Source organism: Polaribacter sp. Hel1_33_96 (assembly GCF_002846595.1).
Taxonomy (GTDB): Bacteria; Bacteroidota; Bacteroidia; order Flavobacteriales; family Flavobacteriaceae; genus Polaribacter.
Genome location: NZ_PJMV01000001.1, coordinates 580983 through 594817 on the forward strand (window position 1 = coordinate 580983; position 13835 = coordinate 594817).

The following is a 13835-nucleotide window of genomic DNA, read 5'->3' on the forward strand; positions in this document are numbered from 1 at the left end:
TATTAAAACTATTAAAACTATGAAAACTATGAAAACTATTAAAATTAAAAAACTATTACTTCCTTTAGTTTTTCTTTTCTCATTAAGTTCCTTTTCACAAACCTTTGTAGAAGCTCTTGAAATGTCTGGAGGAATGCCTCCTGCGGAAAATTTGAATGGCACTAATAGTTATGCAGACGGATTGGGTAATTCCGGAGAATGGTCTAAAATGATGGGTATGTTGGCTCAATTTGATGATATAGACTTGGAAAAAAGAAACATTAAAGGTTCTATTTATTTATTTGATACATGGGAGAATAATGGTGAAGTTATACTGGGTAAAAAGAAATATTTATTCAATAACATTAATTATCATATCGAAAAAGATGCATTTATGACTAAAATAGATAAGGACTCTACCTTTATATTAAATAAAAATTCATTTACTAAGGTATTGATTAATGGTAGGTCTTTTAAATATTTTGAAGAACCAAATAATTATTCAACGAAGTTGCATGAGATTGTTTACGATGGTAAAAATATATCACTATTAAAAGCATATTCTATTTCTTTTATTGAAAGATCTAAAAATCCTATGGTAAACAGACCAGACAGTGAAATTAAACAAAAAAGTAATTATTACTTATTAAAGAAAAATAAACTAATACCATTTAAACTTAAAAAATCTAATATTAAGTACCTTGTAGAGAAAAACAAAATTGCAGATTTAAAATTATATATAAAAAATTATAGGTTGTCATTTAAGAGTATTGAAGATCTTAAAGTTATTTTAAAATATTGTGATAATTTATAATTTTATTTAATATATTTTTTATTAATTTGCTTTTTTAATTTTAAATAATAAAAACATAGCTGTGAAACATTCATTTAAACATATTACATACATCATCATAATTTTAGCGGGTTATCTGGGGTATTCTCAAGAGGAGAATTCTGGATTTACCCAAAATTCCTCGATTAATTTAACTTCTGCGGCTTCTACCAATATTCAAAATCATGGAACGTCAGGTTATTTTTACAATCCAAAAAGAGCAATCGACGGTACAGAATATCTTTTTGATGAATGGGAGAACAAAGCTGTTGTTTATACAAAAGACAACTATAAATATTCTCTTAAAAATATTAACTTAAATATTAAAAGAAATTTATTTCTAACTAGGTTAAGTAAAGATTCTATTTTTACTTTTAACATGAATGGGATAGATAAAATAGTTGTGAATAATAAAGTTTACAAAAATATTTATTCAGAAAAGGGCAGAACAATTTGTGAAGTTCTTTTTGAGTCTGACAAATTTTCTATTTTAAAAAGTTTCTATCTTCATACGGTAGAAGGTTCTCCAAATCCAATGATTAATAGAGTTAATGACAAAATTATCCGAAAAAATACATTTTATGTTCTAAAGGGTGAATCCTTAATCAAGTTTAGATTTACAAAAAGGAAAGTATTAACTTTAATTGATAGTGATAGGATCGATGCTATAAGGGAATATGTTAAACTTAAAAATTTATCTTTTCGAAAAGAAAAAGATGTGAAACAAATATTAGATTATAATATTAGTTTATAGTATGAAATTATTAATAAATTCAAAGGGATAAACGTTTACGTTTATCCCTTTTTTTATATTTTTACATTATCAAAAATAACCAGAATAAATGAAATATCAAACACGTAAAAAGGCTTTAGTTTTATTAGCAGACGGAACAATTTTTTATGGAAAATCTGTTGGAATAGAGGGAACATCTACTGGAGAAATTTGTTTTAATACCGGTATGACAGGTTACCAAGAAATATTTACAGATCCTTCTTATTTTGGTCAGCTAATGGTAGCGACCAATGCTCATATTGGTAATTATGGAGTGAATAATGAAGAAGTAGAATCGGATGGGATTAAAATTTCTGGTTTAATTTGCAGAAATTTTAGTTTTACACATTCAAGAGTAAATTCTGAGGGAAATTTAAAAGATTGGTTTTTAGAACATAATTTAGTTGCCATTTCAGATGTAGATACAAGGGCATTAGTGGCCTATATTAGAGATAATGGAGCTATGAATGCTATTATTTCTACGGATATAGAAAATATTGATATATTAAAGAAACAGTTAGCTAAAGTTCCTAGCATGAAAGGTTTAGAATTAGCATCTAAAGTTTCTACTAAAGAGCCTTATTTGGTTGGTGATGAAAATTCTGACATTAAAATTTCGGCTTTAGATATTGGTATTAAAAACAATATTTTAAGGAATTTAGTAAAAAGAGGGGCTTATATAAAAGTGTTTCCTTTTGATTCTTCTTTTGATGAATTAGCAGCTTTTAATCCTGATGGATATTTTATTTCAAATGGTCCTGGAGATCCAGAACCATTATTTGAAGCTCAGGCTGTTGCTAAAGAAATTATTAAAAGAAATTTACCTTTATTCGGAATTTGTTTAGGGCATCAAGTAATAGCTTTAGCAAATGGGATTTCTACTTATAAAATGCATAATGGTCATAGGGGAATTAACCACCCTGTAAAAAACTTGCTAACGGGAAAAGGAGAAATTACTTCTCAAAATCATGGTTTTGCTATTAATAGAGAAGAAGCTGAAGCCAATGAAAATGTAGAAATTACCCACGTACATTTAAATGATCATACTGTTGCAGGCATTCGTTTAAAAGATAAGAATGCTTTTTCTGTGCAATATCACCCAGAAGCAAGTCCTGGACCTCATGATTCTGAGTATTTATTTGACGAATTCATATCTAATATAAAGCAAGCAAAAAAGGCTTAATCGTAACTTTTCTGTATTTCATCGACAGTTTATTGATTTTTATGATTTTTATGTTTTTTTTTGAATAAAAATAATTATATTTGAATTGTGATGTAAAAATCACATTCTTTTTCATAGCAATTTTCCCACTCAGTTTTCTGAGTGGGTTTTTTATTTAAGCTTCTTTTTGTGCAATCGTTTTCGTAATTAATCATTCACAAGTGATTAAATGATTTAGACATTTCGTAATTTAGCATATGATTAAAATACACAAAAATTAATTTTTAAATAACAATATAATGAGTATAATAATTAGCGTTCATGCACGTCAAATTTTTGATTCGAGAGGAAATCCTACAGTGGAAGTTGATGTAACAACAGAAAATGGAATTCTAGGTAGAGCAGCTGTTCCTTCAGGAGCATCTACAGGGGAGCATGAGGCAGTTGAACTGCGCGATGGTGGTAACGATTACATGGGTAAAGGTGTTTTAAATGCCGTAGGAAATGTAAATAATATTATTGCTCAAGAATTACTTGGAGTTTCGGTTTTTGAACAAAATGCAATTGATGAATTAATGATGGATTTAGATGGTACTCCAAATAAATCTAAGTTAGGAGCTAACGCAATTTTAGGTGTCTCTTTAGCAGTTGCTAAAGCTGCAGCTAACGAGTTAGGGATGCCATTATACAGATATGTAGGAGGGGTTTCGGCAAACACATTACCAGTTCCAATGATGAATATCATAAATGGAGGATCTCACTCAGATGCACCTATTGCATTCCAAGAATTTATGGTTATGCCGGTAAAAGCAGCAACTTTTTCTGAAGCTATGAAAATGGGTTCAGAAATTTTTCATAACTTAAAGAAAGTTTTACACGACAGAAACTTATCTACTGCAGTTGGGGACGAAGGTGGTTTTGCGCCAACTTTAGAGGGTACTGAAGATGCTATTGAAACAATTGCTTTAGCTGTTAAAAATGCGGGTTATGTTTTTGGTGATGAAATAAAAATAGCTTTAGATTGTGCCGCAGCAGAATTTTTTGTTGACGGAAAATACGATTATTCTAAATTCGAAGGAGAAACTGGTAAAATACGATCTAGTAAAGAGCAAGCCGATTACTTAGCTGAATTATCGGCAAAGTATCCTATTATCTCTATTGAAGACGGAATGGATGAAAATGATTGGGAAGGTTGGAAATATTTAACTGAAATAATCGGAGATAAGGTGCAATTAGTTGGAGATGATTTATTTGTAACGAATGTAGAACGTTTATCTAGAGGAATCGAAAATGGAATCGCAAATTCAATTTTAATTAAAGTAAACCAAATAGGAACTTTAACAGAAACAATCTCTGCTGTAAATATGGCTAAGAATGCAGGATACACCTCTGTAATGTCTCATAGATCTGGTGAAACAGAAGACAATACAATTGCAGATTTAGCAGTTGCTTTAAACTGTGGACAAATAAAAACAGGTTCAGCCTCTCGTTCTGATAGAATGGCTAAATACAATCAATTACTGCGTATTGAAGAAGAATTAGGTGAAACGGCTTATTTCCCAAAAGAAAAAGCATTTAAAATATAGATCATACAATTTGTTTAAATTAAAGCTTCATAAATTTTATGAAGCTTTTTTTGCGTTATAAGTATATAAGTGAATGTTATTTTAGGATTTTAAAAATCTATTGGGCATGGCCTATAAATCTATTGAAAATATGGTATATTGTGCCTGCAAATAATATACAAAAATCATCAATATAATGTCAGATATCGCTAAATTACAAATAGGAAATAATTCTTACGAATTCCCGCTTGTAAAAGGAACAGAGAATGAAGTTGCTATTAATATTAAAACGTTAAGAAGTGCAACAAATGGAGTGATAACTATTGATCCAGGTTTCAAAAACACAGGTTCTTGTGAAAGTGCTATTACTTTTTTAGATGGAGAAAAAGGTGTTTTAAGATATAGAGGTTACGCTATTGAAGAGTTGGCAGAAAAAGCAGATTTTTTAGAAGTTTCTTATGCTTTAATATTTGGAGATTTACCAAATAAAGAACAATTAGATAAGTTTCATTCAGATATAAAGTCACATTCATTAGTAGATGATGACGTTAGAAAAATTTTGGAAGCATTTCCAAAAACAGCGCATCCAATGGGAGTTTTGTCCTCATTAACAAGTGCTTTAACCGCTTTTAATCCTGCCTCAGTAAATATTGAGTCAAGAGAAGATATGTATAACGCAATCGTTAGAATTTTGGCTAAGTTTCCTGTATTGGTTGGGTGGACTATGCGTAAGAAAAAAGGATTGCATTTAAACTATGGGAAAAAATCTTTGGGTTATGTAGAGAACATTATGTATTTAATGTTCAAACAGCCAAATGAAGATTTTGAAATAAATCCAATTATTAGAAATGCTTTAGACAAGTTACTTATTTTACATGCAGATCATGAACAAAACTGTTCTACATCCACGGTAAGAATTGTAGGCTCTTCTCATGCAGGTTTATTTGCTTCACTTTCCGCTGGAATATCTGCACTTTGGGGTCCATTGCATGGTGGTGCTAACCAAGCCGTTTTAGAAATGTTAGAAGCTATTAAAGCTGATGGTGGAGATACTAAAAAATACATGGCAAAAGCAAAAGATAAAAATGATCCTTTTCGATTAATGGGCTTTGGTCATAGAGTTTATAAAAACTTTGATCCAAGAGCAAAAATAATAAAGGAAGCAGCAGATGAAGTCTTAAATAGTTTAGGCGTAGAAGATCCTATTTTAGAAGTTGCTAGAGGTTTAGAGCAAGAAGCTCTAAATGATCCTTATTTCGTTGAAAGAAAATTATATCCAAATGTGGATTTTTATTCAGGAATTATATACAGAGCGATGGATATTCCAGTAGAAATGTTTACAGTAATGTTTGCATTAGGGCGTTTACCAGGTTGGATTGCACAATGGAAAGAAATGCGTCTTAAAAAAGAACCAATAGGTCGACCTCGTCAAATTTACATAGGTGAAAACGAAAGACCTTTTGTAAAATTAGAGGAAAGATAAAAAATAGTGTTATTTTTACTAAAAAATTGAAAGCTTCATAATTTATGAGGCTTTTTTTATAGATTTTTAAAAATAGATATGTTACAACTTAATATTAAGAACGAAACTTCAAGGTTAAGAGCAGTTATTTTAGGAATTGCCAAAAGTAGTGGGCCAGTGCCAAAAGTAGAGGATTGTTATGATCCAAAAAGCGCACAACATGTTTTAGCTGGAACTTATCCAAAAGAAGAAGATATGATTTTAGAAATGGAAGCTGTTGCTAAAGTTTTTAAAAAATATGATGTTCAAGTTTTTAGACCGATTGTAATTGAAGATTATAATCAAATTTTTTCAAGAGATATCGCTTTCGTTATTGAAGACAAATTTATTGAAGCTAACATTCTTCCAGATCGAGAAAGAGAATACAAGGCGATAAATAATGTTATTTCTCAAATAAACCCTAATAACGTAATTGTTTTACCTGAAGAATGCCATGTAGAAGGAGGGGATGTTATGCCCTGGAATGAATATATTTTTGTAGGCACTTATTCAGGAGTAGATTATTCAGATTTTATTACAGCTCGTACAAATATGCAGGCAGTGCATGCATTAAGAGATTTGTTTCCTCATAAAATTGTAAAGTCTTTTGATTTAAGAAAATCGAATACAGATCCCAAGGAAAACGCACTGCATTTGGATTGTTGTTTTCAACCAATAGGAAAAGATAAAGCCATTTTGCATGAAAATGGATTTTTAATTGAAAGTGAGTATCGATGGTTGTTGAATTATTTTGGAGTAGAAAACGTATTTGAGGTTACAAAAGAAGAAATGTACAACATGAATAGTAACGTGTTTTCAATTTCTGAAGATGTAATTATTTCTGAACAAAATTTTACTAGGTTAAATACCTGGTTAAGAGAAAAAGGTTTTATAGTCGAAGAAGTTCCGTACGCAGAAATTGCAAAACAAGAAGGCTTATTAAGGTGTTCTACATTACCTTTGGTCAGAGATTGATATTCAAAAAAAAAGAAAGCTGTAATTTTACAGCTTTCTTTTTTTTTTCGTTTAAAAGATAATGGATTACGGTATTAAAACGGTATCAATCGCATGAACTACTCCATTAGATCCTTGAACGTCAACTAATATAATATTTACAGTTTGCTCGCTCGTTGTTTTTATTTGCGCCCCAGACGTTAAATCAATTGTTATGGTGCCTCCAAGAGTATCAACATCTCCATTGGTTAATTGGTCGGACTGGACATTGACTCCATTAACAACATGATATAAAAGAACAGCTTCTAAAGTAGTAATTGGAACATCAGCTAATGAATTCCAATCTGAGTTAGAATCTAATAATGCTTGAAAAGCATCGTTGGTTGGTGCAAATATTGTAAATGGACCATTTCCAGATAAAGTTGCAATAAAATCAGTTGTATGTCTAATGTCTGTTAAGGCAGCAACCAAACTTGTAAATACTTCATTGTTTAAAGCTAAAGCTACAACGTTGGGTGGTAACATTACTTTATCAATTACATGCACGGTACCGTTACTTGCTTCAACATCAACAACTACTGGCGCAGCATCTCCATTAAATGCTATTCCGTCAGTAACTTGCACTTGCAATGATAAACTTTCATCATTAGGCCCTGTCGACAAGGTAGGCACATAAGTATCTGACAAATCAGTTGATTTTACGCTTCCACTTAATACATGGAATAATAGAACTGATCTTAAAGTTTCAACTGGAATGTCATCTAAGGAACTCCAACTTGAGTTAGAGTCTAATAAATTTTGAAAAGCTGCATTTGTAGGTGCAAATACTGTGAAAGGACCACTACCTGATAAGGTAGTTGCTAAATCTGCTCTGGTTACAGCAGCAACTAAGCTCGTTAAATTGTTATTTATAGCAACATCTACTATTGTGTTTGTTTCAATCATTACATCATTATCATCATTACAAGATGATAAAAGAGTAGTAAAAAACATTAGGCAAAGGAATTTTGATAAATTTTTCATAATTATTGAATTTTTTAGTGTTAATAACGATGTAAAATTAAGATTTGTTCAAAAGCCAGATAAATATTTTTTGTTAAATGTTTTATAAAATAAGTTAAACAAAAAAAATAAAATTTTAAATAGCGTGAATGAACTGAGAAGGATTTCAAGTATAAATTTTTTTAAAAAAACAGAATAATTTGTTGATTTAGCAAAAATTATATCATAAAAAAAGTATAATTTTGCGAATAAACTAAAAATTAATGCAACAAACTACAAATACAATACTTATGGTTCGTCCTATCAATTTTAGGATGAATGAACAAACTGCTGTAAATAATTATTATCAGAAAACATTTAAAGATTTATTGCCAGCAACCATAAACTCCAAAGCACAAAATGAGTTTGATAGTTATGTTGATAAATTAAGAGGTTTTGGTGTTGAAGTAATTGTAGTGTCCGATTCGAATGAGTTTGATACACCAGACTCTCTTTTTCCTAACAATTGGGTGTCCTTTCATGGAGATGGAACGGTAGCAATTTATCCAATGTTTGCAGAAAATAGACGTTTAGAGCGCAGAGAAGATGTTTTAGAAACCTTAGAAAAGCAAGGTTATTTAATAGAGAATATTGTTGATTATACTTCTGCTGAAGATGAACAAATATTTTTAGAAGGAACAGGAAGCATGATTTTGGACAGAGAAAATAAAAAAGCATACTGTGCAATTTCTCCAAGAGCAGAAGAAGAATTGTTTATAGAATTTTGTGAAGATTTTGAATATACACCAGTTGTTTTCACTGCAAATCAAACTGTAAATAATAAAAGAGAAGCAATCTATCATACAAACGTAATGATGTGTGTTGCAGAAACATTTGCAATAGTTTGTCTATCTTCTATAGATGACAAAAAAGAACGTAAGAACGTATTAAAACATTTAAAGGAAGACAAGAAACAAGTAATAGATATTACTGAAGAGCAAGTAAATAACTTTGCAGGAAATATGTTGCAAGTTCATGGAAAAAATAATGAACGCTTTTTAGTGATGAGCCAAGCCGCTTTTGATTGTTTAACTCCAACTCAGAAATCTCAAATAAATAAACATTGTAAAATAATTTCTAGCTCTTTAGCAACTATTGAAACTTGCGGAGGAGGAAGTGCACGTTGTATGATGGCTGAAGTTTTTTTACCTAAAATGTAGGTTTTATTCTTGAAAACATAATTTTATAGCTCATATTTTTAGAAAATGGACTTTCTTTTATTAGCAATTGCACCAGCAATGATCTTTGTCATTTTTATTTATCTCAAAGATAAAATTGAAAAAGAACCGATTTCATTTTTAATAAAAAATTTTTTCTTAGGTGCATTTGGGAGCATCATAATTACTTTAATTTTAGGAGTATTATTCAATTCAATTTATCCTTTAACCGATGAAAAAAGTGTTTTTCAGCAATTTATAAAGGCATTTGTTGTAGTTGCTTTAGTTGAAGAGTTTTCTAAATATGTCATTGTAAAATATTATGCTCAAAAGAATAAGGAATTTAATGAACCTTTTGATGGAATTGTTTATGCCTTAACTGTTTCTATGGGTTTTGCTGCACTAGAAAACGTTTTGTATATTTTACAATATGGAGTGTCTACAGGAATTACAAGAGCATTCACAGCGGTTCCTGCTCATGCAACTTTTGGAATTTTAATGGGTTATTTTATGGGGAAAGCTAAGTTTTCTAAAAATAGAATACAGTTAAATTTATTAGGTTTATTAGGCGCAACAATTTTTCATGGATTTTATAATTTCTTTTTGTTTATCAACTTTGTTCCCGGAACATTAATAGGCGCAATACTTTCTTTAATAATAGGAACTGTGTTGTCTAGAAAAGCGATTAAAAAACATCAAAAAGATTCTAATTTTAAAATATGATATTTTTTTATCTAAAGTATCAAACCCATAAATTTTTCTTTAAAATGGTTATTGTAACTCTGTAGTCAAAAATAAATTCCAAGATTTAAAATTCATAATTAATTATTTTAGAGCTTCAGTAATAATCTTCCCAGTAGATGAATTAGGAGCTTCAATTCGCAATAAATTCGCAATCGTTGGTGCAATATCAATTATCTCATATTTGCTTTTTGACACACCTTTTTTGATGCCATTTCCATAAAAAATCAACGGGATATGAGTGTCATAAGAATAACCAGAACCATGTGAAGTTCCTGTTCTTCCTCTTATTAAGGTGGCAGGATAAGGAATCATCATTACGTCACCAGAAATTTTTTGATTGTAACCATTTTGTAAAGAATTCATAATTCCATCAAAAAATCTAGTTGTTTGCAATGTTCTAGCCGTTACAGCCTTGTAAATTCCTTCAAAATTTAGAATTTCTTCAACTAATTTATCGGCGACTTTGTTTTTGTCCAAACCTAAAGATTCAATTTTCTGTTTGTTTAGAAAAATTTGATAGTTTGAAATATTTTCAATCAATTCAATAGAGTTAAAATATTTTTTAGTGATTTCTAAAGCAGATTGTTTAAATTTTTGAATATCAAAATAATGTGCAGGTATTTTTAAAGATTGTAAATACGCAGGTACATCAACAGCAGCGTGATCTGCAGTTAAAAAGACAGTATATTTATTTTTTCCAATTTGTTTATCTAAAAATGATAATAAATCAGCTATATCTTTGTCTAAGCGAAGATAAGTGTCTTCAATTTCTTTTGATGCAGGTCCAAATTGATGACCTATATAATCCGTAGATGAAAAGCTTACGGCTAAAAAATCAGTAAATTCACTTTTACCTAAATTTTCTCCAAGAATAGCGGCCTTGGCGAAGTCTGCTGTAAATGAATTACCAGCAGGAATTCCTTTTAAAATATCGAAGTTTCCATTTGTTACTTTTAAATTAGGAATATCATGAGGAAATGAAGTTGCTGTTTCTCCTTTAAATTTTCCTTCAAAAAGGTTGTTATCGATAATGCTGTTGGTGTAGGTATTTATGTTGTAAAGTGTATTCCAAGGAGTTTTTAAATAGTTGTTTGCTTTGTCAGAGTTGTTAAAGTCTGTTACCCAGTTTGGTAAATTTTCCATATAGAAATTAGAAGAAATCCATTGTCCCTTTTGTTTACCATGAAACCAATAAGCAGCATTTGCTGTATGACCTGCAGGTAAAATTGCAGATCTATCTTTGATGGCAATTCCTATGGTTTTACCATTCATGTTTTGTGCCAAATGTAATTGATCTGTTACTGTTGTTGTATACATTCTAGAAGGTGATTTTTTGCCTGCATCACTATTGTTTCCAACAGTTCTATAGATATCATCATCAACACAGTAAATAGTCTTTTTTAAGAATTTATCGTACCAATTATTGGAAATTATACCATGATTGTCTGGTGTTGTTCCCGTATAAATAGAGGCATGCCCAACTGCTGTATACGTAGGTATAAGATTGTAGTATGCATTTTCGATAGAAAATCCGTTTTTTAATAATCTCTTAAATCCGTTTTCAGAATATCTATCAGAAAATCTGGTTAAATAATCATATCGCATTTGATCTATAACAATACCAACAATAAGTTTTGGTTCTTGTTGTTTGGATTCTTTAAGTTTGCATCCAGTAAAAAATACACTAAAAATTAAGAGAAAAAAGATGATGTTTTTCATGAAAAATCAATATTTATAATATAATATCAAAAGTAATTAATTTTTATTTTGATCGGTCTAATTTTACATTCTATTCATGTAAATTTAATACTTTAGCATAAAATTAAATCTATGAATTACATAGAGCATATAGGTAAATACTTTTTAATGTTGGTTCAGGTTTTTAAAAAACCTCAAAAAACTAGGATCTTTTACGAATCTCTAATGAAAGAGATTGAGGAATTAGGCTTAAAATCTTTAGGGATTATTATATTTATCTCCTTTTTTATAGGAGGAGTTATAGCATTGCAAACGGCACTAAATTTAGAAAGTCCATTTATACCAAAATCATTAATAGGTTTTGCTGCGAAACGATCTATTATTTTGGAGTTTGCGCCTACATTTTGTTCAATTATTTTGGCTGGAAAAGTAGGTTCTTATATTACATCCAGTATTGGTGCAATGCGCGTAACAGAGCAAATTGACGCTTTAGAGGTTATGGGTATCAATTCATTAAATTATTTAGTGCTTCCAAAAGTTATTTCAACTGTTTTTTTCTATCCTTTTTTAATTATTTTGGCCATGATTTTGGGTGTTTTTGGAGGATGGGTTACAGGCGTTTTATCAGGTTTATTTACAGGAACAGATTATATTACAGGAGTTCAAACTACTTTTAATCCTTTTTTAATTACCTATGCAATGATTAAAACATTGGTTTTTGCATTTTTAATTGCCACAGTTCCATCTTACCATGGATATTATGTAAAAGGAGGATCTATTGCAGTTGGTAAAGCCAGTACAAAGGCTGTAGTTTGGACTATTATTTTAATTGTACTTGCTAATTATTTTTTAACTCAAATGTTACTAACTTAAATGATAGAAGTAAAAAATTTACATAAAGGTTTTGGTGATGTTAAAGTTTTAAAAGGAATTACAACAACATTTCATCCGGGAAAAACAAGTCTTATTATTGGGCAAAGTGGTTCAGGAAAAACAGTTTTTTTAAAAACGTTAATTGGATTACACATCCCTGAGCAAGGAACGATCTCTTTTGATGGTAGGATAAACACTCAGTTTACGAATGCAGAGAGAAGACAATGGAGACAAGAAATTGGAATGGTTTTTCAAGGGAGTGCATTATTTGATTCGCAAACAGTAGAAGAAAATGTAATGTTTCCTCTGAAAATGTTTACAAATCAATCCCAATCAGAAATGTTAGAAAGAGTAAACTTCGTATTAAATAGAGTAAATTTAGAGAATTCAAATAAAAAGTTGCCAGCAGAATTATCAGGAGGAATGCAGAAAAGAGTTGCCATCGCAAGGGCCATTGTTATGAATCCGAAATATTTATTTTGTGATGAGCCTAACTCTGGTTTAGATCCACAAACGGCCACCGTAATTGATAACTTAATTCAAGAAATTACTGATGAGTATAATATTATTACAGTAATTAATACACATGATATGAATTCGGTGATGGAAATAGGAGAAAAGATTCTTTTTTTAAAGAATGGGGTAAAAGCCTGGGAGGGGACTAGTGATGAGATATTTAGAACTGATAATGAGGCGGTTGTTAATTTCGTATACTCTTCCAATTTATTTAAAAAAGTAAGAGAAGCATATTTAAATAAAACAAAATGAAAAATAGGTTTGTTTAAAAGAATATAATATATATATTTGCAGCCGCTTAAAAGGAAAAAAGACCTGGTAGCTCAGTTGGTAGAGCATCTCCCTTTTAAGGAGAGGGTCCTGGGTTCGAGCCCCAGCCCGGTCACATAGAAGTAAGAAAACTCTGCAATTTTGCAGAGTTTTTTGTTTTTTGTAACATTATTTTGTTTTGAAAATAATATTTTTGGTAGCTAACGTTGCTAGAGATGAATAAAATAATATTTTTTATGATAATATCAAGTCTAATGAGTGATTCAAAAGAATTAATTTTTGATTTTAATTCTAATTCGGATATTTCTGCATGGCGGGTTGTTGATGACGTTGTTATGGGAGGAGAGTCGGAAGGTAACTTTAAATTGAATGAAAATGGAAACGGTGTTTATTTTGGTGAAGTTTCATTAGAAAATAATGGTGGCTTTTCTTCTTTAAGATTCAGATTTAATAAAAAAGAGATTTCTAATTATTCAAAAATTATTCTAAAAATTAAAGGAGACGGTAAAGATTATCAATTTAGAGTTAAAGATAATTATCGCAATTTTTATTCCTACATAAGTTCCTTTTCAACAAACAAAAATTGGCAATTAATTGAAATTAATTTGTCTGAAATGTACCCGGGATTTAGAGGTCGAAAATTAGAGATGTCAAAATTTTCATCAAGTATTATTGAAGAAATAGCTTTTCTTATTGGAAACAAAAGGAATGAATCTTTTAAGATTGAAATTGATAAAATTTATCTTGAATAAATAGTTAAATCGCTTTTTG

The 13835-nt window shown here is 30.1% G+C and carries 13 protein-coding genes and 1 tRNA gene; 12 read left to right on the top strand and 2 right to left on the bottom strand.

Going from position 1 to position 13835, the window contains the following annotated elements; translation table 11 throughout:
- Positions 1–28: 28 nt before the first annotated feature.
- The 6 genes from ATE90_RS02665 to ATE90_RS02690 all read left to right on the top strand — a co-directional run bounded on the left by ATE90_RS02665 (position 29) and on the right by ATE90_RS02690 (position 6786).
- Positions 29–793, top strand: coding sequence for a hypothetical protein (locus ATE90_RS02665; protein WP_143741096.1), 765 nt, complete (start codon positions 29–31; stop codon positions 791–793).
- Positions 794–854: 61 nt separating this feature from the next.
- Entirely contained in the window at positions 855–1565 is a 711-nt protein-coding gene (locus ATE90_RS02670) for a hypothetical protein (RefSeq protein WP_036783650.1), read from the top strand.
- 88 nt (positions 1566–1653) lie between these two features.
- Positions 1654–2766 carry a glutamine-hydrolyzing carbamoyl-phosphate synthase small subunit gene (carA, locus tag ATE90_RS02675; protein WP_036783652.1) on the top strand — a complete coding sequence of 371 codons (1113 nt, stop codon included), beginning with the start codon at positions 1654–1656 and terminating at the stop codon, positions 2764–2766.
- A 278-nt stretch (positions 2767–3044) separates the two neighbouring features.
- The gene (gene eno / locus ATE90_RS02680) at positions 3045–4331 is read left to right on the top strand and encodes a phosphopyruvate hydratase (RefSeq protein WP_036783654.1); all 1287 of its coding nucleotides are present in this window, start codon (positions 3045–3047) and stop codon (positions 4329–4331) included.
- Between the two features lie 175 nt (positions 4332–4506).
- The gene (locus ATE90_RS02685) at positions 4507–5793 is read left to right on the top strand and encodes a citrate synthase (protein ID WP_091954867.1); all 1287 of its coding nucleotides are present in this window, start codon (positions 4507–4509) and stop codon (positions 5791–5793) included.
- A gap of 78 nt (positions 5794–5871) precedes the next feature.
- The gene (locus ATE90_RS02690) at positions 5872–6786 is read left to right on the top strand and encodes a dimethylarginine dimethylaminohydrolase family protein (RefSeq protein ID WP_036783657.1); all 915 of its coding nucleotides are present in this window, start codon (positions 5872–5874) and stop codon (positions 6784–6786) included.
- 66 nt (positions 6787–6852) lie between these two features.
- Here ATE90_RS02690 and ATE90_RS02695 read toward each other — a convergent pair whose 3' ends face one another.
- Positions 6853–7788: a fasciclin domain-containing protein gene (locus ATE90_RS02695; RefSeq protein WP_036783659.1), complete on the bottom strand. Its 936-nt coding sequence runs from the start codon at positions 7786–7788 to the stop codon at positions 6853–6855.
- Between the two features lie 242 nt (positions 7789–8030).
- On the opposite strand from ATE90_RS02695, the gene ctlX reads away from it, so the two are divergent.
- Together ctlX and ATE90_RS02705 are read left to right on the top strand one after the other, a co-directional pair.
- Positions 8031–8966: a citrulline utilization hydrolase CtlX gene (gene ctlX / locus ATE90_RS02700; RefSeq protein WP_036783661.1), complete on the top strand. Its 936-nt coding sequence runs from the start codon at positions 8031–8033 to the stop codon at positions 8964–8966.
- A 45-nt stretch (positions 8967–9011) separates the two neighbouring features.
- On the top strand, positions 9012–9686 hold the full coding sequence (locus ATE90_RS02705; protein ID WP_036783664.1) for a PrsW family intramembrane metalloprotease: 675 nt from the start codon (positions 9012–9014) through the stop codon (positions 9684–9686).
- Positions 9687–9788: 102 nt separating this feature from the next.
- On the opposite strand, the gene pafA is transcribed toward ATE90_RS02705, so the two are convergent.
- The gene (gene pafA, locus ATE90_RS02710) at positions 9789–11426 is read right to left on the bottom strand and encodes an alkaline phosphatase PafA (RefSeq protein ID WP_036783666.1); all 1638 of its coding nucleotides are present in this window, start codon (positions 11424–11426) and stop codon (positions 9789–9791) included.
- A gap of 111 nt (positions 11427–11537) precedes the next feature.
- On the opposite strand from pafA, the gene ATE90_RS02715 reads away from it, so the two are divergent.
- The 4 genes from ATE90_RS02715 (at position 11538) to ATE90_RS02730 (ending at position 13816) form a co-directional block, all read left to right on the top strand.
- On the top strand, positions 11538–12278 hold the full coding sequence (locus ATE90_RS02715) for an MlaE family ABC transporter permease (RefSeq protein ID WP_036783668.1): 741 nt from the start codon (positions 11538–11540) through the stop codon (positions 12276–12278).
- A complete protein-coding gene (locus ATE90_RS02720; RefSeq protein ID WP_036783670.1) occupies positions 12279–13046 on the top strand; it encodes an ABC transporter ATP-binding protein in 768 nt (255 codons plus the stop codon). It begins immediately after the preceding gene.
- A gap of 60 nt (positions 13047–13106) precedes the next feature.
- Positions 13107–13179, top strand: a tRNA-Lys gene (locus ATE90_RS02725).
- Positions 13180–13300: 121 nt separating this feature from the next.
- On the top strand, positions 13301–13816 hold the full coding sequence (locus ATE90_RS02730) for a CIA30 family protein (RefSeq protein WP_254712292.1): 516 nt from the start codon (positions 13301–13303) through the stop codon (positions 13814–13816).
- Positions 13817–13835: the final 19 nt, after the last annotated feature.

Excerpts from the sequence above, each read along its gene's own strand:
- ATE90_RS02665 (WP_143741096.1), top strand. The coding sequence starts at position 29 with ATGAAAACTATTAAAATTAAAAAACTATTACTTCCTTTAGTTTTTCTT.
- carA (WP_036783652.1), top strand. The coding sequence starts at position 1,654 with ATGAAATATCAAACACGTAAAAAGGCTTTAGTTTTATTAGCAGACGGA.
- eno (WP_036783654.1), top strand. The coding sequence starts at position 3,045 with ATGAGTATAATAATTAGCGTTCATGCACGTCAAATTTTTGATTCGAGA.
- ATE90_RS02685 (WP_091954867.1), top strand. The coding sequence starts at position 4,507 with ATGTCAGATATCGCTAAATTACAAATAGGAAATAATTCTTACGAATTC.
- ATE90_RS02690 (WP_036783657.1), top strand. The coding sequence starts at position 5,872 with ATGTTACAACTTAATATTAAGAACGAAACTTCAAGGTTAAGAGCAGTT.
- ATE90_RS02695 (WP_036783659.1), bottom strand. The coding sequence starts at position 7,788 with ATGAAAAATTTATCAAAATTCCTTTGCCTAATGTTTTTTACTACTCTT.
- ctlX (WP_036783661.1), top strand. The coding sequence starts at position 8,031 with ATGCAACAAACTACAAATACAATACTTATGGTTCGTCCTATCAATTTT.
- ATE90_RS02705 (WP_036783664.1), top strand. The coding sequence starts at position 9,012 with ATGGACTTTCTTTTATTAGCAATTGCACCAGCAATGATCTTTGTCATT.
- pafA (WP_036783666.1), bottom strand. The coding sequence starts at position 11,426 with ATGAAAAACATCATCTTTTTTCTCTTAATTTTTAGTGTATTTTTTACT.
- ATE90_RS02715 (WP_036783668.1), top strand. The coding sequence starts at position 11,538 with ATGAATTACATAGAGCATATAGGTAAATACTTTTTAATGTTGGTTCAG.
- ATE90_RS02720 (WP_036783670.1), top strand. The coding sequence starts at position 12,279 with ATGATAGAAGTAAAAAATTTACATAAAGGTTTTGGTGATGTTAAAGTT.
- ATE90_RS02730 (WP_254712292.1), top strand. The coding sequence starts at position 13,301 with ATGATAATATCAAGTCTAATGAGTGATTCAAAAGAATTAATTTTTGAT.